The organism is Bifidobacterium callimiconis, from assembly GCF_003952005.1.
Taxonomy (GTDB): domain Bacteria; phylum Actinomycetota; class Actinomycetes; order Actinomycetales; family Bifidobacteriaceae; genus Galliscardovia; species Galliscardovia callimiconis.
Genome location: NZ_QXGJ01000010.1, coordinates 46,171 through 65,870 on the forward strand (window position 1 = coordinate 46,171; position 19,700 = coordinate 65,870).

Here is a 19,700-nt window from a genome sequence, read left to right on the forward strand (position 1 = left end):
AGACCACATATCCGGGCGGGTTCGTCCATATCCAACTCCGTTCCGCCCCTCCCTGTAAACCCGCTTTTGACGCTTTCGATGCTTATTCGACGCACGCATACGTCCGATGAGCCTCGTATGCCACACCTCCAGGTCTATCCGCCGCACGCATACGTCGGATAAGCACCGTATCGACCCTTCCCGTGCTTATTCGCCGCACGCATGCGCCCAACAAGCACCATACTGAGTTCTTCCATGCTTATTCGACGCACGTATACATCGGACAGACCTCGTAGCCACTCGTTGCAGGCGTATCTGACGTACACATGCGTCCAATGAGCACGGATACGCAGATCATCCTGATTACAGCCAGCCGCCATTCAACAGCGAACCGTAAACAACCTCTCAGTCCGGATTACGGTCCGTCAGCGATTCGCGACGAACCGTAATCAAACCACACCCTTCGAGTACGATCCGTTAGTCAAATGTGGCACAACGTAATCGCACACCCGGCTGCGGTTACGGTCCGCAGATAAACCGTAGCGGAACGTAACCGCAGCGCATCTCCCGGTTACGTTTCGTCAATCACGCACAGCGAAACGTAACCGCAGCCCCCTCCCCGAGTACGTTCCGCTAGTCACGCACAACGAAACGTACTCAAGGAACCGTCTTCGGTTACGTTCCGTCGCATCGTCGCAACCAAACGCAACCACAACCGCGCGCCCGCGCTACATATACCCTTCCCAGATCGACGCGGGGAACAGCGAGCGCTCCACCGCATCCCACCGTTCGAGCAGCGTGTGTTCGGGATTGCGCAGCCAGCTGATCTGCACGCCGTCCATCGCCCGATACGCGGTCATCATCACCTCCGGCGTCGCCACCCCATCCGGCGCATACCAGATGTCGGCGTACGCAACCTCGGTCAGTGCGGCGTCGCGCTCGCGGAAGTACTCGTACGCGGGGTGGTCGGGGTTGAGCGCCTCGGCGTTCATGGTGGTGAACAGTCGCACGAGCTGCGGTCGCTGCTCGTTCACGGTGGCGAGCTCGCGGAAGTACGCGGGGATGTGCAGACGCTTGTCGTCCGGCACCGGACCATCGTATTGCAACAGTTCATGCACGGCCATGTTGACCCTGGTGGGCTGGTCGTAGCAGTCGTTGAGCACCATGCACAGCAGGTTGTCCTTGCTGGTCACGTAGTGCAGCAGCCCGGCCTTGGAGATGCCCACACGCTCGGCGATGTCGCGCAGCGAAGTGCCGTAGTAGCCGGATTCGCCGAACAGTGTGGCGGACACGTCCTCGATCTGCCGGACGCGCGGATGGATCTCCCGGATGGGCTTGATATGCGATTCCATATGTGGCCTTTCGTGTTCTCTCTGCTGGATATTGTACGACCGTACAGCAGCCCGAATCGTCCGGCATCGAATACTCGCCTACGCTGCGCGGCGGGTCCGGTGCCGACCGACGACGAACCCGCCGCAAGCGCACCGTTTCACTGCGGGTTCGTCGCAGTCGGTAAACGAACCCGCAGCGAATGATCGGCATCACTCACCACCGCCCCGCGTGTCGTTCGACCCACAGTGCTAAATTATGGGTTACCGACCGGTTAGTGACCGATCGGTAACCGCTTCGCGATCGATTGAAAACCATGACCGACGCACGCCGCACAACGGAAGCGGCGGTCATCATCGACGCGATCGCAGCCACATACCGCATGAACGACCATGCCACGCACGCACAACGCGCGCCGCGCACACAGACACACCGCACACGCATGTGCGTCACCGCACAGCACCCTCAGGGAAGAGGAAGACCAGCCGCATATCCAAAGGAGGATATATGGGAAGCGCCGTCGCCACACCAACATTGGAGACCGAGACCCTCACCGAATCCATTACCCCATCGGCCGCAGCCGCAACGGCCGACAACGCGCTCGGCGAGCGCTTCACCAAGGCCGACATCGTCCGCTTCATGCTCGGCTTCCTGATCTGCGGCCTGCTGTGGGTCGTGCCGTTCGCAGCCTCCTCTCAGGTGCTGCTGCCGCAGCGATTCCGAGACGAGGGATTCGCCAACCCCACCGCACTCATCGCCCAGCTCAACGCCGTCGGCGCGGCCGTAGCCCTCATCGCCAACCTCGTGTTCGGCGCGCTGTCCGACCGTTCACGCTCCCGTTTCGGCCGACGCACCCCGTACATGGTCATCGGCTCCGCACTCGCCGGCCTGAGCCTGTTCCTGGCCGCACTCGCCCCGTCCATTCCTCTGATCCTGCTGTGCTGGGCGGGATTCCAGCTCGGTCTGAACGCACTGCTCGCCCCGTTCCTCGCCGTGCTGTCCGACCGCGTGCCCGACACCAAGCGCGCACAGATGTCGGCCGCCTACGGCTTCGGCGTGACCATCGGATCCACGCTCGGCACGATCGTGGGCGCGTGGTTCATCACGAACCAGCTCACCGGATTCATCATCGCGGGCATCGCGCTCGGCATCGCCGGTCTGGCCACCGCACTCACCTGGCCCAAGGAGCCGTCGGCCGCGAACATGCCGCACGTCGCGTTCAGCGTCAGGTCGCTGCTCATGAGCTTCAAGCCCCCGACACAAAATTGCGGCGACTTCTATAAGGCGCTGGTCGGCCGTCTGCTCATCATGCTCGGCTACTACATGATCATCAGCTACCAGCTGTACGTGGTCGAGGACTACATCGGCCAGGACGCGCAGACCGCGGCCGCCACGATCGCGCTCGTATCGGTGTGCAGCATGGTCGCCTCGCTGGTCTCCATGGTCGTGTCCGGCCCGCTGTCCGACAAGATCGGCCGCCGCAAACCGCTGGTCATCGCCTGCGCCGTGATCATCGCGATCGGTTTCGCCGTACCGTTCGTATGGCCCACCGCCACCGCCATGTACGTGTTCGGCGCGGTCGCCGGCTTCGGTCTGGGCATCTACAACACGTGCGATCAGGCACTGAACGTGGACGTGCTGCCCAGCAAGGAGGAGGCCGGCAAGGACCTCGGCATCCTGAACCTGTCGAACACGTTCGGTCAGATCTTCGGACCGATCGTCACGTCGATCCTGTTCGGCGTTCTCGGCACGTACAAGCCGGTGTTCGTGCTGTCGATCGTGGCATTGCTCGCGTCGATCATCTTCATCGCCACGATCAGGAAGGCGAAGTAGGCCGATCGATCATCATCGATCGGTCCCGCATCCGCCGTTTGCTGCGGGTTAGGCGCCGATCGACAACGAACCCGCAGCAAACATACCGTCTCGCTGCGGGTTCGTCCTGCTCGATAAACAAACCCGCAGCAAGCGCACCATCTCACTGCGGGTTCGTCGTGCGCGCATGACAGACCCGCAGTATACGGTCGGCTCCGCTGCGGGTTTGTAGTGTCCGACGAGCGAACCCGCACCGGATCCGGCAAACATCCTCGGCACGCCCCCGGATTCCGCCGGCAGTGATACATGGAATCGACACCCGCACGGTAGGGTGGGGCGTATGAGTGACATTCGCGACGCAATCATCATCGGGTCGGGCCCTGCGGGGTACACGGCCGCCATCTATCTCGCCCGCGCCGGATACCAGCCGCTGGTCATCGCCGGCGTACTCAATCCCGGCGGGCAGCTGATCAACACCACCGAGGTGGAGAACTTCCCCGGCTTCCCCGAGGGCGTGCTCGGCCCGGACCTCATGGACCGCATGCGCGAGCAGGCGGAGAAGTTCGGCGCCATGATCGAGTACGATGACGTGACGTCGGTGGACTTCTCCGACACCACGCCCGGTGCCATCAGGACCGTGCGCACCGACGGCGGCAATGAATACCGGGCCCGCACGGTGATCGTGGCCACCGGTTCGGAGCCGCGCAAGCTGGGCGTGCCCGGCGAGCAGGAGTTCTCCGGCCGTGGCGTCTCGTACTGCGCCACGTGCGACGGCTTCTTCTTCCGCGACAAGCCGATCGTGGTGGTCGGCGGCGGCGATTCCGCCATGGAGGAGGCCGACTTCCTGTCTCGTTTCGGTTCGTCGGTCACGCTGGTGCATCGTCGTGACGAGTTCCGTGCGTCGCGCATCATGATTGAACGCGCGCAGCAGAATCCGAAGATCGAGTTCGTGATGAACACCGTGGTCGACGAAATCCATGGTGATAATGCGAACGGTGCGACGAGCGTGACGCTGCGTGACGTGACGACCGGCGAGACGCGCGATATCGATGCGAACGGCGTGTTCGTGGCGATCGGACACACGCCGCAGACCGCGTTCCTCGACGGCGCGCTCGAGCTAGCGGGCGATGGCACGGTAATCGTGGACGGCGGTTCCACGCGCACGTCGGTGCCGGGCGTGTTTGCCGCCGGAGACAACGCCGATTCCGTGTACCGTCAGGCCATTTCCGCGGCCGGCATGGGTTGCCGCGCTGCGCTTGACGCACAGATGTATCTGGTGGAGACGGAGTAGGCGGTACGTCACAGAACCTCGAAGACTGCATGATGGTCGGCACAATGATCGGACTGTCATGCTCGTCCTCGACATCGCCCGTGGCGAGGCATTATTCCGTCCGCGTGGAACACGCGTTTACTCGATGTTTCGCATGAAACATTCGATATTCGCTGTTCCACGCGTCTATCACACCGACACGTTCATAAAACAGAGGGAAGACCATCATGTTGTCTTTTGAGAACGACTACAGCGAGGGCGCGCATCCGGCTATTCTGCGTCGGCTCGCCGAAACGAACATGGAACAGATCACCGGCTACGGCATGGATCATTACTGCGAGTCCGCCAAGGCTCGTATCCGCGAGGCGTGCGGATGCCCGGACGCTGAGATCTGGTTCCTCGTAGGCGGTACGCAGACCAATATGACCGTGATCGATACGATCACTCCGCCGTACGCCGGCGTGGTGGCCGCCGAATCCGGCCACGTGAACGTGCACGAGGCCGGCGCGATCGAGGCTACCGGACACAAGGTGCTCACGCTCCCCCAGCACGACGGCAGGATCGACGCCGACGAACTGCGTGATTACATTGCCACGTTCTACGCCGACGACAACCACGAGCATATGGTGTTTCCCGGCAGCGTCTACGTTTCACAGTGCACCGAGTACGGCACGATCTACGCCAAGGCCGAGCTGGAGGCCATCGCCGACGTCTGCCATAAGTACGGGATTCCGCTGTTCGTGGACGGCGCACGACTCGGCTATGCGCTCACCGCGATCGGCAACGACGTCACGTTGAAGGATCTGGCCCGTATCGCCGACGTGTTCTACATCGGCGGCACCAAGGTGGGCGCGCTGTTCGGCGAGGCCGTGGTGTTCCCGCGCGGCAACGCGCCCAGGCACTTCCTCACGCTCGTCAAGCAGCACGGTGCATTGCTGGCCAAGGGCTGGCTGCTCGGCCTGCAGTTCGATACGCTGTTCACCGACGACCTGTACACGCGCATCGCCCGCAACGCGAACGAGGCGGCTGAGCGCATTCGTACGGCGTTGCGTGAGAAGGGGTATCGGTTCGCTTTCGAGGCGCCGACGAATCAGATCTTCATCGTGCTGGATCAGCCGACCATCGACCGGCTGAGCACGCATGTACGGCTCGGTTTCATGGAAAAGTACGACGACGATCATTCGGTGATGCGCATCTGCACCAGCTGGGCCACCACCCCCGGGCACGTCGACGAACTCATCGCGCTGCTGTAGCGATCGGTATCGCTGCACGATAGTGTGGAACACTGATTATTGTGGTTCCACGTGAAACCATAATGATGACTAAGTTTCACACTTAGTGTGATCACACTAGGGGCTGACGGACCGGCGGCCCGACGAAAAACGGCTCTCTATGTGAAACTAGAGAGCCGTTATGTTTCATGTGAAACGTTGGGATAGTGCTGTTTCGAGCGAACTCACACCCAACCGTCGTTGCCGGCGGCAGCGGCGTCGTCGCGACGGGCGATGGACAGCAGCTGCACGATGCGGTCGAAATCCTCCTCCGACGCGAACGTGATCTCGATGCGGCCCTTCTTCTTGGTGCCGCGGATCGCCACCTTGGTGTCGAACTGGTTCTCCAGCGAGTGCACCATGTCGGAATCGGACCACACGTTCTTGCGCGGCTTGCGCTTCTTCTTGCCCGGATCCTTGGCGGCCTCGGTCGCCACGATCTCCTCCACCGAGCGCACGGACAGGCCCTCGGCGATGATGCGGTCGGCCAGCGCCTCCATCTGCTCGGACGTGGGCAGACTCAGCAGCGCACGCGCGTGACCGGCCGACAGCACGCCGGCCGATAGCTTCTTCTGCACTGAGGCGGGCAGCTGCAGCAGACGCAGCGTGTTGGCGATCTGCGGACGGGACTTCGACACCGACTTCGACAGTTGCTCCTGGGTGAGGCCGAACTCGTCCAGCATCTGCTGGTAGGCGGCCGCCTCCTCGAGCGGGTTCAGCGCCACGCGGTGCAGGTTCTCCAGCAGCGCGTCACGCAGCATGTCGTCGTCGGACGTGGTCTTGACGATCGCGGGGATCTCGGTGAGCCCGGCGAGCTTGCTGGCGCGCATACGGCGCTCGCCCATGATGAGCTCGTATGCGGCGGGCTTCTCCGCGGTGATGTTCTTCGCCGCACGACGACGCACCACGATGGGCTGCAGTACGCCGACCTCCTGGATCGAGCGCGACAGCTCCATCAGCTCATCCTCATCGAAGATCAGCCTGGGCTGATGTTCGTTGGGCATGATGTCCTTGATCTGCAGCTCGGCGAGGTATCCGCCCTCGACCGGCTTGATATCGTCATCGTTCGCATCGGACGACGCCGGCGCGGACACGGACAGCTTCACCGCGGAGGCGGGCACCTCGGCGGTGGCAGAGGCGACCGGAGCCTCAACGACGGCGGGCGACTCGGCCGTAACGGCCGGCTCCTCGGTCTTGGCGGCGGGTGCGGCAGGCGCGGACGGCGCCTCGCCGAAGAACATATCGCTGGGATGATCGCTCGGATTCACCGAATCCACCAGCGACGGCATGCTCGGACGACGGCTCTTGCCCGCACGTTTCGCCGGACGAACAGATGCGGCGCCTTCGCCGGATTCACCGGTCTTGGGCGCATCGGCCGCCGACTTCGGCTTATTATCCGCGACGGGCTTCGGCGTCGCGACAACCGGCCTGACCGGCTCCGCAGCCTTCCTCTCGGCCTTCTTTACCGGAGCGGGTGCAACCGGAGCCGGTTCGGGCTTCGGAACCCCCTGCAGTTCGGACTCGTCGGGGATGGTCGGGAACAACGCTCCCAGTCCCTTGCCCAAGCGACGTGAACGCGTTGCCATGTCAGTCACCATTCCTTCGTGCTGCGATAGTCTTCAGAACCCTTTCGGAACGCTTGGCGATCTCCAGAGCCGCCTCACGGTACGCCACCGCACCCGCACCGTTTGCGTCGTATGCAATAACCGACTTGTTGAAACTCGGCGCCTCCGCGATCTTCACTGCGCGCGGAATCGTGGTGTCGAGCACGATGTCGGGGTAATGCTCCTTCACCTCATCGTACACATCCTGGCTCAGGATCGTACGACGATCGAACATGGTGATGAGCATGGTGGAGATGATCAGATTCCTGTTGACCGTGCCCTGCACCAGACCGATGGTCTTGAGCAGCTGTCCCAGACCTTCCAGTGCGTAGTATTCCGCCTGGATCGGGATCAGTACCTCGTGCGCGGCGCACAGTGCGTTGAGCACGAGCAGACCAAGGCTCGGCGCGCAGTCGATGAAGACGTAGTCGTAGTGATCGTCGGTGTTCTTCAGATATTCGACGATGCTGTCGCGCAACAGGAACGTACGATTTTCGAGATTCGCGATCTCCAGTTCGGCGCCGGACAGATCGATGGTGGACGGCACGATCTCCAGCGTCGGGAAGTCCTCACACGGCTGTTTCACGTCGTTGATGTCCAGACGGCCTTCGAGCACGTCGTACACCGACGGGCTGCCGGAGGAGTGTTCCGCACCGAACGCGGTGGACGCGTTGCCCTGCGGATCCATATCGACGACCAGTACGCGGGAACCGGAGTCGGCGAGCGCCGCGGCCAGGTTCACCACGGTCGTGGTCTTGCCTACGCCGCCCTTCTGGTTGGCGACTGCGATCACGCGGGTCTCGGAGGGCTTGGGATACTGCGCTTCACTGAGCTGCTGGCGCCTGCGGGCGAGGTCCGCCAGCTGGGAGCCCATCGAGGAGGAGGATCCATCACTGAAGATGCGGTTCAGCACATCATTGGCGGATTCGATGTGTTCCCCCTGCTCCTGACCATCGGCCTGTGTTGTTTCACGTGAAACATTCGCCATGGTTCACCTTTCTTCGTTCAAATATTCTTCGATTGTATCCGAATCGGATTCCCATTGTGGTCATCACACACCGACAACGCAAGTCAAATCGGCCATTGTGGACGAATGTGGATATTTGTGGATAACGATGTGGAAAACCTGGCTTTGATGCCATTTCTTGCCATTAAAGCAATCGTTTGCCGAACCCTTAACATCGTTGCGATTGCAACTATTAGACAGCGTCCAAAAAGTTATCCACAATTTTGTTGAAGTTATCCACAACCTATCCACCACATAGTGTGCATAACACGCACTATTCAGTACGTCAGGATTTCATCACGTCCGATTGGCGTCCGCTCGATTCGCTCCTCACACCACGAGGGCATGTCTGTCCATCATGAAGCACGCTCTGTTTCACAGGAGTTCATTCACCAACCGACACTGTTGGAAAGGACCATGAAACACGAGGCTTCCTTCCAGTGTGCCGTCGGCCACGGGGAAACACCATGCAACGCCGTACCGCAAGGCAAAATAGCCATCGATCGTTCGTTATAAACATACCTACGCGCGATCAGCGACAACCTCACTGTGCCTTAATCCGCCTCCTATCACCTTCGCAGGCGATACAATTCCCGTATTGCAATCTTAAGGAAAGGCCCCAGCAATAAAGACGGTGGATGAGCTGATGCAGCATCTCTCTGATAACGGTGTTGCCATTGACGAAACCCAGCGTCAGGAGTTAAAGAATCTTGGCTATTATCACGGCTATAAGGGATACCGCTTCGCCGGTATGGCTAAGAATCGTTTCCCACTTACTGATTTTGCGCAAGTGATCGCACTGAACGATTTTGATATGTCGTTGAAATCACTGGCATACCCGGAAATCATGTTCGTGGAGACCGCTCTGAAAAACTATACGTTGGAAGCAGTATTGGCGGATGCTGGCTCCGAATCGTTCGATCAAGTGTACATGCAGAGCCTAACCGCCTATCGGGCGCACCGAGGGACAAGCGATTACAAGCCGGCCTTATTGCAACGTATGCGGCTCAGAAATGAGATTGATGCTCTGATGGCGCAGCGCTATAAAAGTTCGGTTCCCGTAATCCAGCATTTTCTGGATGAAGACAAGGCCATCCCTATCTGGGCGTTGTTCGAGGTAATGACGTTGGGAACTTTTGGTACGTTCTATAAATGTCTGGACGCACGAGTGAAGGCCGCCATCGTCAGCGAGCTTGGCCTCCCCAGCAACTACGACTCGGCCACCGTGCTTGGCAATATTATCTTCGCACTCAAGGATTTCCGTAACGCCATCGCCCATAATGGCGTGGTCATGGATGTCCGATTCAAGCAGGCCCGAGTCAATCGCGACATTGGCAAGATGCTCGCCGGGGACACGGGAATGATTGGAGTGGATTTCGGGGAGATCACAGACTACATGGCCCTGCTCGCCTATCTGATGACCAAATTGCAAGCACCCGAGCACAACCGTCTCGCTTTTCTAGATGGTTACGTGTCGCTGCTTGATTCATATCAGCAAAAGCTGCCTCAGCCTATCTTTAGTAGGCTCGTTCATACGGGGGCACGTCAGAAACTGCAGTCAATACGGACGTTCGCTTCACTGTAACGAACAAAATGGTGTGAATGCCCGTGTTTCCGAGACAAGCTCCCTTATAGCGCATGCTGCATGCTACACTTGCATAGCAATTGCGGCGGAAGCCCTCGGGTGACGCCTAGGAGGAGCTGATGCGTCAGCTCCTCCTTTCTGTTTTCGATGTCCCAAATTCAGGCTGCGAATGAAACGTCTACGTCCTATAGGAAGAAAATCCAGCCGCCAAACGCTACTTCTTGTCCACCAGCACCACGTAGGTGGATTCGAGACCGGGTGCCACGGGGGCGTCCACCACGCGCGGATCGCGGCCCTTGGCACGCAGGATCATCTTCATGCCTTTGTCGATCTCATCCTGCGCGGTACGACCCTTCAACGCCACCAGACGGCCACCGGAACGCAGCAGCGGCATCGTGAAGCCGGCAAGCTTACGCATGGGCGCCACGGCGCGGCAGGTCACCACGTCAAAGCCCTCACCAGGCTTCTTCGCATCCTCGGCACGCGCATGCACGATACGCACATTGCCAAGGTCAAGATCGTGCACGACCTCGCTCAGCCAGTCCACGCGACGCTCCATCGGCTCGATCAGCGACACCGACACCTTCGGCAGGCACGCCGCCACAATGATGCCGGGGAATCCGCCGCCACTGCCCACGTCGGCAAGCTGACCGGTGGCGTTCAGGCGTCCCTCGCCGTTCTCGTCGTCGGGCACGCCCAGCGCGTCAAGAATGAACGGCACCACGGCCGCGGAGTTGAGGATATGCCGCTCCCACAGAATATCCACGTCACGCGGGCCGATCAGGCCACGCGGCTCCCCCTCACGTTCCAGTTTCTCGTGAAACACCCGCAGCGGGGCCGCCGCGGCGCCCAGCACCTCGTCAATGATCGGCGAACCGTCAAGCTGATCCGTCATATGCGCGTACTCTTCGTCCTTGTCGTTATCGTTCCGTCGTTCTTACCACTATCGATTGCGCCGATTACTCCTCGACCTCGTCCACGCCGTCGTCGGCCACATCGGCATCGACGTCGGCGGCGGTCGCGGAGGCCTTGCGGTACACCGTCACGTAACGGTGCGGCTCCTCGCCGTGGGAACGGGACTTCAGTCCCTCGTCACGCACCACATCGTGGATGATCTTGCGCTCGAACGAGTTCATCGGATCCAGCGACACCGGCTCTCCGGTCTCGCGCACCTCGTCGATCGCGTCCAGAGCCATGTCCTTCAGACGCTGACGCTTGCGCTTGAGATAGCCGTCCACGTCGATGATCAGATGCGAGCGCTCGCCGGTCTTCTGCTGCACGGCCAAACGAGTCAGCTGCTGCAGCGCGTCAACCACCTCACCTTTACGGCCGATCAGATGCTTGATGTCCGTATCGTCGTCGGCCACGATCTGCACCACCGGACGGTTATTGCGCACACCCATCTCGATGTCGCCTTCGTAATCGACGATATCCAGCAGGCCCTCGAGGTAATCGGCGGCGATGTCAGCTTCCTCATTGAGCTGATCGATCGTCTTCTCATCCGTCTGAGACATTACAACTCCTTAAAAGACACAGTTAAGTGCAAGTCTAATCGCACTCGATTCACGACACCATTCCTCACCTTACACGGCAGAAGCTACGTAGTCGGTAACCGCCGCAACAGAATCGGGAAAAACACCACCGCAACGAAAAAGCGCGGATCGTCATGTCATTGATGAGACGACGGAGATACAGAAAGAACGCGCCATTTGCCGCGTTTATCCGAGCCCTCACGAGCGATGAGTCCGTCTTCTCTCATCATATGGAGCGTCCGCCATACCGTGGTATAGGATACGTCCAACGCAGTTGCTGCCTGCCGATACGTGAGCGATGGATTTCTGCGGATCAATTCCAAAAGACGCTGTTCCCTCTCTGGAATGCCATTTACAGTTTCACTTACAGTTTCATTTACAGTTTCGTCTGAGGTAGATACCTGCTCATTATGGTCATGTACAGTTTCATGTTCATCCCCATCATGAGTCGGCGCATCGTCTTTGGCAGACGTGCCCTCCACCCAGCGCACGGGAACGAATGCCTCAAATACATCGCCGTCGTCGAGTACGGGATCCTTGCCGGAGTAGGGCTTTGAATACTTGTACAGATTGCGCATGCCGCTGCCGAGCTCGTCAGCCAGGCCGATGTTGCGGAAGAACTTCGCGATGAACGGATTCTTCGATACCGGCTTGAAACTCGTGATGGCGAGCTGCCCCTGAAAAATCGCCTTGGAGGCATTTTCTGTATGGATGCCATCGTTGAGGATCAGGAACTTGGCTGGATACGGACTAACAAACTCACGATGAATCATCAGGTTCGAGACCAGCTCGCGGATGATGATGTCCCGAGGACTTACGGTCTGATCGCCCTCCAGCATGAACCGGTCGGGGAGATACCGTTTCGCAAACTCGGAGACCTGCGATTGCGCTTCGATCAGATTCGTAGTCACGATCAGACGGTCGTCATAGCGGTCCAGATTCTCACGCCGTACGATCGCGTCGGTACGGTATGCGGGCGCGATACGCGAGATGACCTCATCCTTGCCGAGTAGCATCACGGCGGCGAGGTTGAAGCCCTCCTCACCAGTGTCGTAGTTCACGCCGTACAGGTCGGCGCTGCGCAACAGCTCCATGTCATCCATCTCGGTCCACGGATGACCAGGTGTCTTCAAAGCGGCCATCTTGCGCACGCGAGGCAGCAGATCAAGTCGAAAATCGGACGGTTTCAGATACCGGTATACGCGCTGCTCGCTGAAATGGTTCTGCTTGCGAATGTGCATCTGCGCGATCTGCGTTTCGCTGGTGATACGTCGATCCACGTCGGCCACGCGGTCGTAGATCACATGCTTGAAACTGACGACAGCCGGTCCGGCCGGAACCCAGACGCGGATTACAAGCTTGCCGTCGTATTCGATACGCTCGGTCTCGATAGCCGGCGCGACATTGAAGAGTTTGGGATTCCCGACGACATTCACCAGATTGCGTTCGATGGACACAGCCTGACCCTCATTGGCACCTTCGACAGTGCCGTCGTCGAGTACACCAAGAAAGATCGATCCGCCGAACCGGTTGTTGAATGAACATACCGTCTCGAACACATCCGCCTCAGGTTGGGCACCGCAGCGCTTGAATTCGACCGAGATATTCTCCCCACGATCAAGCACGGCGGCAAGTTCTACAGCATTCATGGCGTCTCCCCGAGTTGTCTGTTCGTTCAGTGTATCGCAGGGGACTTCAAGCAAATGGGGATCATATCCGGTAACCGCCGCAACAGAAATCGGGAAAACGCCGTCGCAACGAACCGCAACGAAAAAAGCGCGGATCGTGCGTTTCACACGATCCGCGCTTCTGCGAATCTCAGCCGGTCGGCCGGCGTCAATCACGACCGTCCGCCGTGCTGCGCCACAACAGTGACGCGCCGCCGAGCGATGCGCTACTTCTTGCGCTTGCTCTTCGGCTGGCTCTTCTTGCGGCTGGGCTGCTGACGCTGATGGCCCTTCTCGGCGCGCTCGGCCTCGGCGGCCTTGGCCTTGGCGAGCTCCTCCTCCTCGATCGTCGGCAGGCCCTCGCGCTCGCGGCGACGCACCTCGCGGGCACGCACGCGCTTGGCACGGGTCTCGGCGGCCGGGGAACCCGGCGTAGGCATGTGCTCCACCTGCACGATGGTCTGGGCCAGCGTCCAGATGTTGTTGGTCAGCCAGTACACGAGCACGGCGAACGGGAAGGCGATGCCGGAGAAGATGTACATGACCGGGAAGATGAACGCCATCGAACGCTGCATGTTGTACTGCTGGCCCTGCATGGACTCACGCGGCAGGTTGCGGCGCAGGTTGTAGTACTGCGACAGGAACATGGTCAGACACATCAGGGCGATGAACACGCCAACGGTGATCTTGCCGCTGCCGCTGGCCGTGCCGAACATGTCGGCCAGGCTCACGTTGAACACGTGCGTGGCCTCGATGTCCTTCGCCACGTCCACGGTGAACGCGCCGTACGGGTCCTTCACGCCGCGGGCGATGTAGCTTACGGAGGACAGCACGTAGAACATGGTCATGAACACCGGGGACTGGATCAGCGCGGGCACGCAGGAGCCCATCGGGTTCGCGCCGGTGTCGGAGTAGAGCTTCATCGTCTCGCGGTTCATGGCCTCGCGGCTGGCGGGATCGGTCTTGCCCTTGTACTTGTCCTGGATGTGCTTCAGCTTGGGCTGCAGGGCCTGCATCTTGCGCATCGAGTTCATCTGCTTGACGAACAGCGGCAGGATGCACAGACGCACGAACACCACCAGCAGCACGATCGACAGCACCCAGGCGATGCCGGGGCCATCCTGGAAGCCGATGAACGTCAGTGCCTTATGGAAGATGTTCAGCAGGTGCGTCATCAACCATTCGATGGGATACAGGATCTTGTAGAAGAACGCGAAGAAACTGGAATTGTCCAGATAGAACACGTTCTGATTCATCGGTGTCACGGGATTGCCTCCTCGGGTTTTGGCACGATGGGATCAATGGATCGTTGGGATCGTTGACTTGATGATGGTGTTGCGGCGTGTGGGATGTCCGACTTATTGTCCGACTGACCGGTGAGGATCGTTGCCGGCGTGCGGTCCGGTTCGACGACCGGCCCGGAGTCCGTTTCGTAGCCGAGCGGCGTGAGCCGCGGTTCCTCGTGGGCCTTGGACCAGCGGAATCGGTAGAAGATCGAAAATCGTTGGGGAACGTCGTCGATGCCGCCGCGGCTCCACGGCCTGCACCGCATAAGCCGCAGTATGGCCAGGATGGTGCCGCGGATCGCGCCGAACTGCTGTATCGCGGTCATTGCGTATCGCGAACAGGACGGATAATACTTGCAGCAGGGGCCGAACAGCGGCGATATTCTACGCTGATACCAGCGGATCGCCAGCATCATTCCCCGTACCGCAGGATTCATGATCAGGCCTGTACTGTCCGACCACCTGAAGTCGGATTCGCCGCTTCAGGTGCCAACGAAGTCGTCGTCTGATCACCGTCTGCAGGAACATCGTTCAGCGTGTGCGATTCGGTGGAATCAGCCACCGTTTGCTTCGAAGAACCGGTCTGCATCGTAGACCGCCTCTCCTCCTCATTCTTACCGGCTGCGTTCTCAGCTCCGCCCGACTTCTCGCTCTGCTTCCGCGACCGTACCAGAACACGATCGAACAGTTTGGCCGCCTGTTCGTCAAGCGACGAGAACTCCGCATGCGCGGCACTCGGCTTGGCCCGAATCACCACGTCGCAGTGCGGCGGAAGTAGATTTTCGTATCGTTTCGCCAGTACGCGCAGACGGCGCTTCACCCGATTACGGGTGACCGCCTTGCCCACCGCTTTGGATACGGCAAGACCGAGCCTGCGTCCCGATGGGGATGGGCCGGTGTCCTTGCCGTCGCTGCCGCCGTCGCCAGCGTTAGGTGCGCAAACAAGAAAATGGACCACAAGATCCTTACTGGATACTTTGGTCCTTTTCTTCAACACCCCAACGAAGTCGCGGTGGCTTTTCAGCCGTTCCACTTGGGTCCCGACGTGCCTTTGCGTTAATCAGTACGCGAATCAGGCGGACAGAACCTTGCGGCCCTTGGCGCGACGACGGTTGATCAGGGCGCGGCCGGAACGAGTGCGCATGCGGGCACGGAAACCGTGCTTCATGTGACGACGACGGTTGTTGGGCTGGAAAGTCCTCTTCATAGTTATGCTCCCGGTTTTGGCCATGCGAAGGCATGGCTATCTCAATGAGTCAATCTTCTCCAAGATACAAGGACCAGTGGTCCGAGTCAAACCAGAAGGAGGGATTACAGCAACCGGACTCGCCGACTTCCACGGGATCTTCACATAGTTTCTGGTATAAGAGGCCGTTCCCTATCGGCAAGCTGCATTCGGGGAAGTCGAGCTCGCCGGGTGTCGCCCTCCCCTCAGTCTGCCTTTGGCAACCAGCTCCCCTCCCCAGGAGGGGAGCCACTGGTGTTTATGCTCCAACCCCTTAGGCTCCCCTCGATGGCGAGGGGAGCTGTCGGCGCCAGCCGACTGAGGGGAGCTAAGCCCGATCTCCGCAAAGATCCTAATCATGCAGTACGCAACTGTCTCTCTTGAAAAAGGAGTCCCTCTGAGCCCCCTCTCCCGCCTCATACGAAGCGCGAATTCAGGCCTCGCAAGTTATGCACATTTATCCACAATCATCCACATACAAGGCTGTGGATAACTTAAGTCCACGCTGAAGATCGTTGCAATTCCGCGGTTCTTGCGCCAAAAGTTATCCACATTTTGGCCTATATTTATCCACAAACGACACAAATGTTATTCACAATCCAGTATTTTCAACACGCGTGCCTGTGGATAACTTTGCAGGAAGGGCGTATAAAAGTATATCTGCAACGTATATGTGGATAACTATCCGAACAACGGATTATGACGACCATGAAGGAGGAGGCCATGAGCTCGGACACCGCGACGCCGGCCGAGGATGCACAACGCATCTGGACGATCGCCTGCAGCAGCCTTCGTCATGACGATACGCTTACTCCTCGCGACATGAGCTGCGTCGAGGATATCACGCCCGTCAGCGTTTTCGACTCCATGATCGTGCTGAATGCGTCCAACGAAATCACTCGTCTGACCATTGAAAACAAAGAGGCGGTACTCCGCGCACTGCAGGCGGCGAATGGCGGCGAACCGCTGGTTCCGCTGATCAAGATCGTGCCGCCGGCGTCGGCTTCCAAGAACGCCAGGTCCGCGTCCCGGACCACGGCAAAGCAGAATGAGACCAGTGCCGATACGGCACGTACCGCTACTGCCGCGGAACGTGCGGGCAGTGCAAAGGGCCCGGACGGGGCGACGTCGGCATCTTCGTCTTCGTCCTCCACGGCAAAGGCCGCCGTCACGGATCGGGACGTGCGCAAGGGTCTTCGCGACCTGCCATCGCCCGACCTTCCCGCATCCGCAAAACCAGCCAAACCGCGTGCAAGTTTTACGCCGATGCCGGGTTCCGGCCGGTTCGTGCAGGAGAAGCTCGACGATTTCGCCGACGTGCCGACCAAGGATCAGCTTGAGCGAACGATTGCAGTTCCGGGCGTTCCCGCGGGTGGAGCCAAGGTCGCCCGTGACGAGGAGACGCATCTTAATCGCAATGCCACGTTCGAGACGTTCGTGCCCGGCGACTCCAACCGCTTCGCGCGTGCGGTGTCGTTGGCCGTGGCCGAGGCACCTGGTCTGTCGTTCAACCCGCTGTGTATCTACGGCGGATCCGGCCTGGGCAAGACCCATCTGCTCAACGCGATCGGCAACTACGCGCTGAGCGAGAACCCCAAGCTCAAGGTGCGGTACGTCAACTCGGAGGAGTTCACCAACGAGTTCATCGAATCCCTGCAGGGAGAGGCCCAGACGAACGGTCTGATCGCCGAGTTCAACCGCCGCTACCGTGAGGTGGACGTGCTGCTGATCGACGATATCCAGTTCCTCGGCGGCAAGGAGGCGACGCTCGAGCAGTTCTTCCACACGTTCAACGCGCTGCACGACGCCAACAAGCAGATCGTGATCGCCTCCGACGTGGCACCGAAGAATCTCAAGGGCTTCGAACAGCGTCTGATCTCGCGCTTCGACTCCGGACTGTCGGTGGACGTCAAGCCGCCGGACCGCGAGACCCGTATTGCAATCCTTCGCATGAAGGCGCAGATCTCCAACCTCGAAATACCGAACGACGTGCTCGATCTGATCGCCGAACAGGTGACCGACAACATCCGTGAGCTCGAGGGCGCACTGACCCGAGTCACCGCCATGGCCAGCCTTAACAACCAGCCAATCACGCGGTTGCTGGCCGAGCAGACGCTGCAGGACTTCTTCACCACCGAAGTAGAGATCAAGCCCACCGACATCATCACGCAGGTGGCCCAGTACTTCCAGCTCACGTTCGACGACCTGGTGGGGCCATGGCGTGCCAAGAACGTGGCGCTGGCGCGGCAGATCGCCATGTACATGACCCGCGAGCTGACCAGTCTGTCTCTGGTGGACATCGGCGAGATCTTCGGCGGCCGTGACCATTCCACGGTGATGCACGCCTACAAGAAGATCCAGTCCGGTATGGCGCAGAAGCGTGAGGTCTACAACTACGTGAACGAACTGACTGGGCGGATCAAGCGGCACAGCAATCCGGGAATGGGGTGATTTTAGGACTAACGCGCGGCCGTGGTCTGGAAAAGAAGGCCAGCGAAACGGATGATGAAAGAGAACGGCGGCAGCCTCACGGGTTATCCACATTTTCGAGGTTTCGTCGCCGTCCAACACGCCGGTGGATTCCCGAAATCCCGGAAGTTATCCACATAGTTATCCACTTCATCGGCGAAAGCCCGTGGATAACACTCGATTTTCCTGTGGAAAACCTGCGGATAAGCCGTTGATAAGTAGCTCCAAAATGTTGAAAAATCAAGGGGTCCCACGCAACTGTGGATAACCTAGGCACTTATCCACATCCCGTGCGAAAGTTATCCACATTTTTCGAAGGCGACGAGGGCAAACAACAGTAAGGACCGATCGAGTTATCCACATTATCCACAGGGCTTATTATTACGATTACTTGTTTATGTTCTTAGGATGACCACAATCATCATAAGCAGACCTTGCCTTTGGGGATAACTCGCCAACCGCAAAGGTAGAATTGGGTTCATCAAGTTTTACTGTTCACCAACACGTTAGGGATAAGAATTCTTATGAAGGCAGAAGTCAACTCCGCGTCCCTCGCCGATGCAGTCGCATGGACCTCACGCGTGATTCCGGCACGCCCCGCAACCCCGATCCTCTCCGGCGTCAAGCTGGAGGCGATCGACGGAACACTGCAGCTTTCAGCATTCGACTATGAGGTCTCCGCTCGTCATCACATTGAGGCAGGCATAGATGAGCCGGGAACGGCAGTGGTGCTGGGCAAGCTGCTCGCCGACATCGCCAAGAGCCTGCCGGCCGAGAAGGCATATCTGAGCACTGAAGGTTCCAAGCTGACCGTGACGTCCGGAAAATCGTCGTTCTCGCTGCAGCTTATGCCTGAAACCGAGTACCCGGATCTGCCGATCGTTCCGGCCAAGCTGGGAGAGGTTGATGCCGACGTTTTCGGTCATGCGATCACCCAGGCGTCGGTGGCTGTGGCCCGCGAGGAGAACCGTCCGGTGCTGACCGGCGTGAAGATGCAGTTCACGGGCGACCGCGTGGTGATGACCGCGACCGATCGCTTCCGTCTGTCCCGCGCCAGCTTCACCTGGACTCCGCAGGATCCCGAGCTCGACACGGTGGCGCTGGTGCGTGGTTCGCTGCTGCGCGATGTGGCGCGATCCCTTGATACGAGCCAGAATGTGGTGCTTGACTTCGATCAGGAGAAGCAGTCGCTGATGGGCTTCGAGAACGCCGGTCGCGTGTCCACCGCGCAGCTGATCGATGGCGAGTTCCCGGCGGTCGACCGTCTGTTCGCCGACGAGTACCCGATTCATGCGGTGCTCAACCGCGGCGATCTGATCGATGCGATCCGCCGAGTGTCCCTGGTCGCCGAACGCAACGCCCCGATTCGCATGGTGTTCGCCGGCGACGAGGTGGTGCTCTCCGCCGGTGCCGCCGACGAGTCCCAGGCCACCGAGTCGCTGGCCGTGGACATGGACGGCGAGGAGATCACCGTGGCGTTCAACCCGAGCTACTTGGTTGACGGCCTGTCCGCGATCTCAGAACCGTACGTGCGCATGAAGATGACCACCGCCGTGAAGGCCGTGGAGTTCAACGGGCAGAAGGAGGCCGACGGCGAGGAGTCGCTCGACTACCGCTATCTGCTTGTGCCAATGCGCTTCACCGACTGATCGATTCCGCTTCGTT

14 protein-coding genes and 2 pseudogenes are annotated in these 19,700 nt (G+C 59.6%); 6 read left to right on the forward strand and 10 right to left on the reverse strand.

Going from position 1 to position 19,700, the window contains the following annotated elements; all coding sequences use genetic code 11:
* Window positions 1-707: 707 nt before the first annotated feature.
* Window positions 708-1,331: a TetR/AcrR family transcriptional regulator gene (locus D2E23_RS09365; RefSeq protein ID WP_126030646.1), complete on the reverse strand. Its 624-nt coding sequence runs from the start codon at window positions 1,329-1,331 to the stop codon at window positions 708-710.
* A gap of 484 nt (window positions 1,332-1,815) precedes the next feature.
* On the opposite strand from D2E23_RS09365, the gene D2E23_RS09370 reads away from it, so the two are divergent.
* From D2E23_RS09370 to D2E23_RS09380, 3 genes are all read left to right on the forward strand, one after another.
* Window positions 1,816-3,141, forward strand: coding sequence for an MFS transporter (locus D2E23_RS09370; RefSeq protein WP_164520769.1), 1,326 nt, complete (start codon window positions 1,816-1,818; stop codon window positions 3,139-3,141).
* Between the two features lie 319 nt (window positions 3,142-3,460).
* Window positions 3,461-4,411, forward strand: coding sequence for a thioredoxin-disulfide reductase (gene trxB / locus D2E23_RS09375; RefSeq protein WP_126030648.1), 951 nt, complete (start codon window positions 3,461-3,463; stop codon window positions 4,409-4,411).
* 206 nt (window positions 4,412-4,617) lie between these two features.
* The gene (locus D2E23_RS09380) at window positions 4,618-5,643 is read left to right on the forward strand and encodes a threonine aldolase family protein (RefSeq protein WP_126030649.1); all 1,026 of its coding nucleotides are present in this window, start codon (window positions 4,618-4,620) and stop codon (window positions 5,641-5,643) included.
* A gap of 203 nt (window positions 5,644-5,846) precedes the next feature.
* Here the strand turns inward: D2E23_RS09380 and D2E23_RS09385 are convergent, their stop codons facing one another.
* Both D2E23_RS09385 and D2E23_RS09390 read right to left on the reverse strand, forming a co-directional pair.
* A complete protein-coding gene (locus tag D2E23_RS09385; protein ID WP_126030650.1) occupies window positions 5,847-7,247 on the reverse strand; it encodes a ParB/RepB/Spo0J family partition protein in 1,401 nt (466 codons plus the stop codon).
* A 1-nt stretch (window position 7,248) separates the two neighbouring features.
* The gene (locus D2E23_RS09390) at window positions 7,249-8,253 is read right to left on the reverse strand and encodes a ParA family protein (protein ID WP_126030651.1); all 1,005 of its coding nucleotides are present in this window, start codon (window positions 8,251-8,253) and stop codon (window positions 7,249-7,251) included.
* 652 nt (window positions 8,254-8,905) lie between these two features.
* On the opposite strand from D2E23_RS09390, the gene D2E23_RS09395 reads away from it, so the two are divergent.
* A complete protein-coding gene (locus tag D2E23_RS09395) occupies window positions 8,906-9,856 on the forward strand; it encodes an Abi family protein (RefSeq protein WP_126030652.1) in 951 nt (316 codons plus the stop codon).
* A 214-nt stretch (window positions 9,857-10,070) separates the two neighbouring features.
* Here the strand turns inward: D2E23_RS09395 and rsmG are convergent, their stop codons facing one another.
* The 7 genes and pseudogenes from rsmG to rpmH all read right to left on the reverse strand — a co-directional run bounded on the left by rsmG (window position 10,071) and on the right by rpmH (window position 15,548).
* Window positions 10,071-10,751: a 16S rRNA (guanine(527)-N(7))-methyltransferase RsmG gene (gene rsmG, locus D2E23_RS09400; RefSeq protein ID WP_126030653.1), complete on the reverse strand. Its 681-nt coding sequence runs from the start codon at window positions 10,749-10,751 to the stop codon at window positions 10,071-10,073.
* A gap of 64 nt (window positions 10,752-10,815) precedes the next feature.
* Window positions 10,816-11,370: a Jag family protein gene (locus D2E23_RS09405; protein ID WP_126030654.1), complete on the reverse strand. Its 555-nt coding sequence runs from the start codon at window positions 11,368-11,370 to the stop codon at window positions 10,816-10,818.
* A gap of 155 nt (window positions 11,371-11,525) precedes the next feature.
* Window positions 11,526-13,184, reverse strand: coding sequence for an RNA-binding domain-containing protein (locus D2E23_RS09410; protein ID WP_126030655.1), 1,659 nt, complete (start codon window positions 13,182-13,184; stop codon window positions 11,526-11,528).
* 98 nt (window positions 13,185-13,282) lie between these two features.
* Window positions 13,283-14,311 (reverse strand): membrane protein insertase YidC, encoded by a 1,029-nt coding sequence (gene yidC, locus D2E23_RS09415; protein WP_126030684.1) that lies wholly within the window; start codon window positions 14,309-14,311, stop codon window positions 13,283-13,285.
* Window positions 14,312-14,493: 182 nt separating this feature from the next.
* Window positions 14,494-14,778, reverse strand: a pseudogene (yidD, locus tag D2E23_RS11860) (membrane protein insertion efficiency factor YidD); the annotation flags it as partial.
* Window positions 14,779-15,014: 236 nt separating this feature from the next.
* Window positions 15,015-15,374: pseudogene (rnpA, locus tag D2E23_RS11865) on the reverse strand (ribonuclease P protein component); the annotation flags it as partial.
* Window positions 15,375-15,413: 39 nt separating this feature from the next.
* Window positions 15,414-15,548 carry a 50S ribosomal protein L34 gene (gene rpmH, locus D2E23_RS09430; protein ID WP_093961566.1) on the reverse strand — a complete coding sequence of 45 codons (135 nt, stop codon included), beginning with the start codon at window positions 15,546-15,548 and terminating at the stop codon, window positions 15,414-15,416.
* A 741-nt stretch (window positions 15,549-16,289) separates the two neighbouring features.
* Between rpmH and dnaA the strand changes: the two genes are divergently transcribed.
* Together dnaA and dnaN are read left to right on the forward strand one after the other, a co-directional pair.
* Window positions 16,290-18,017 (forward strand): chromosomal replication initiator protein DnaA, encoded by a 1,728-nt coding sequence (dnaA, locus tag D2E23_RS09435; protein ID WP_126030658.1) that lies wholly within the window; start codon window positions 16,290-16,292, stop codon window positions 18,015-18,017.
* A 542-nt stretch (window positions 18,018-18,559) separates the two neighbouring features.
* Entirely contained in the window at window positions 18,560-19,684 is a 1,125-nt protein-coding gene (gene dnaN / locus D2E23_RS09440) for a DNA polymerase III subunit beta (RefSeq protein WP_126030659.1), read from the forward strand.
* The last annotated feature ends 16 nt before the right edge of the window (window positions 19,685-19,700 follow it).

Excerpts from the sequence above, each read along its gene's own strand:
- D2E23_RS09365 (WP_126030646.1), bottom strand. The coding sequence starts at position 1,331 with ATGGAATCGCATATCAAGCCCATCCGGGAGATCCATCCGCGCGTCCGG.
- D2E23_RS09370 (WP_164520769.1), top strand. The coding sequence starts at position 1,816 with ATGGGAAGCGCCGTCGCCACACCAACATTGGAGACCGAGACCCTCACC.
- trxB (WP_126030648.1), top strand. The coding sequence starts at position 3,461 with ATGAGTGACATTCGCGACGCAATCATCATCGGGTCGGGCCCTGCGGGG.
- D2E23_RS09380 (WP_126030649.1), top strand. The coding sequence starts at position 4,618 with ATGTTGTCTTTTGAGAACGACTACAGCGAGGGCGCGCATCCGGCTATT.
- D2E23_RS09385 (WP_126030650.1), bottom strand. The coding sequence starts at position 7,247 with ATGGCAACGCGTTCACGTCGCTTGGGCAAGGGACTGGGAGCGTTGTTC.
- D2E23_RS09390 (WP_126030651.1), bottom strand. The coding sequence starts at position 8,253 with ATGGCGAATGTTTCACGTGAAACAACACAGGCCGATGGTCAGGAGCAG.
- rsmG (WP_126030653.1), bottom strand. The coding sequence starts at position 10,751 with ATGACGGATCAGCTTGACGGTTCGCCGATCATTGACGAGGTGCTGGGC.
- D2E23_RS09405 (WP_126030654.1), bottom strand. The coding sequence starts at position 11,370 with ATGTCTCAGACGGATGAGAAGACGATCGATCAGCTCAATGAGGAAGCT.
- yidC (WP_126030684.1), bottom strand. The coding sequence starts at position 14,311 with ATGAATCAGAACGTGTTCTATCTGGACAATTCCAGTTTCTTCGCGTTC.
- rpmH (WP_093961566.1), bottom strand. The coding sequence starts at position 15,548 with ATGAAGAGGACTTTCCAGCCCAACAACCGTCGTCGTCACATGAAGCAC.
- dnaA (WP_126030658.1), top strand. The coding sequence starts at position 16,290 with ATGAGCTCGGACACCGCGACGCCGGCCGAGGATGCACAACGCATCTGG.
- dnaN (WP_126030659.1), top strand. The coding sequence starts at position 18,560 with ATGAAGGCAGAAGTCAACTCCGCGTCCCTCGCCGATGCAGTCGCATGG.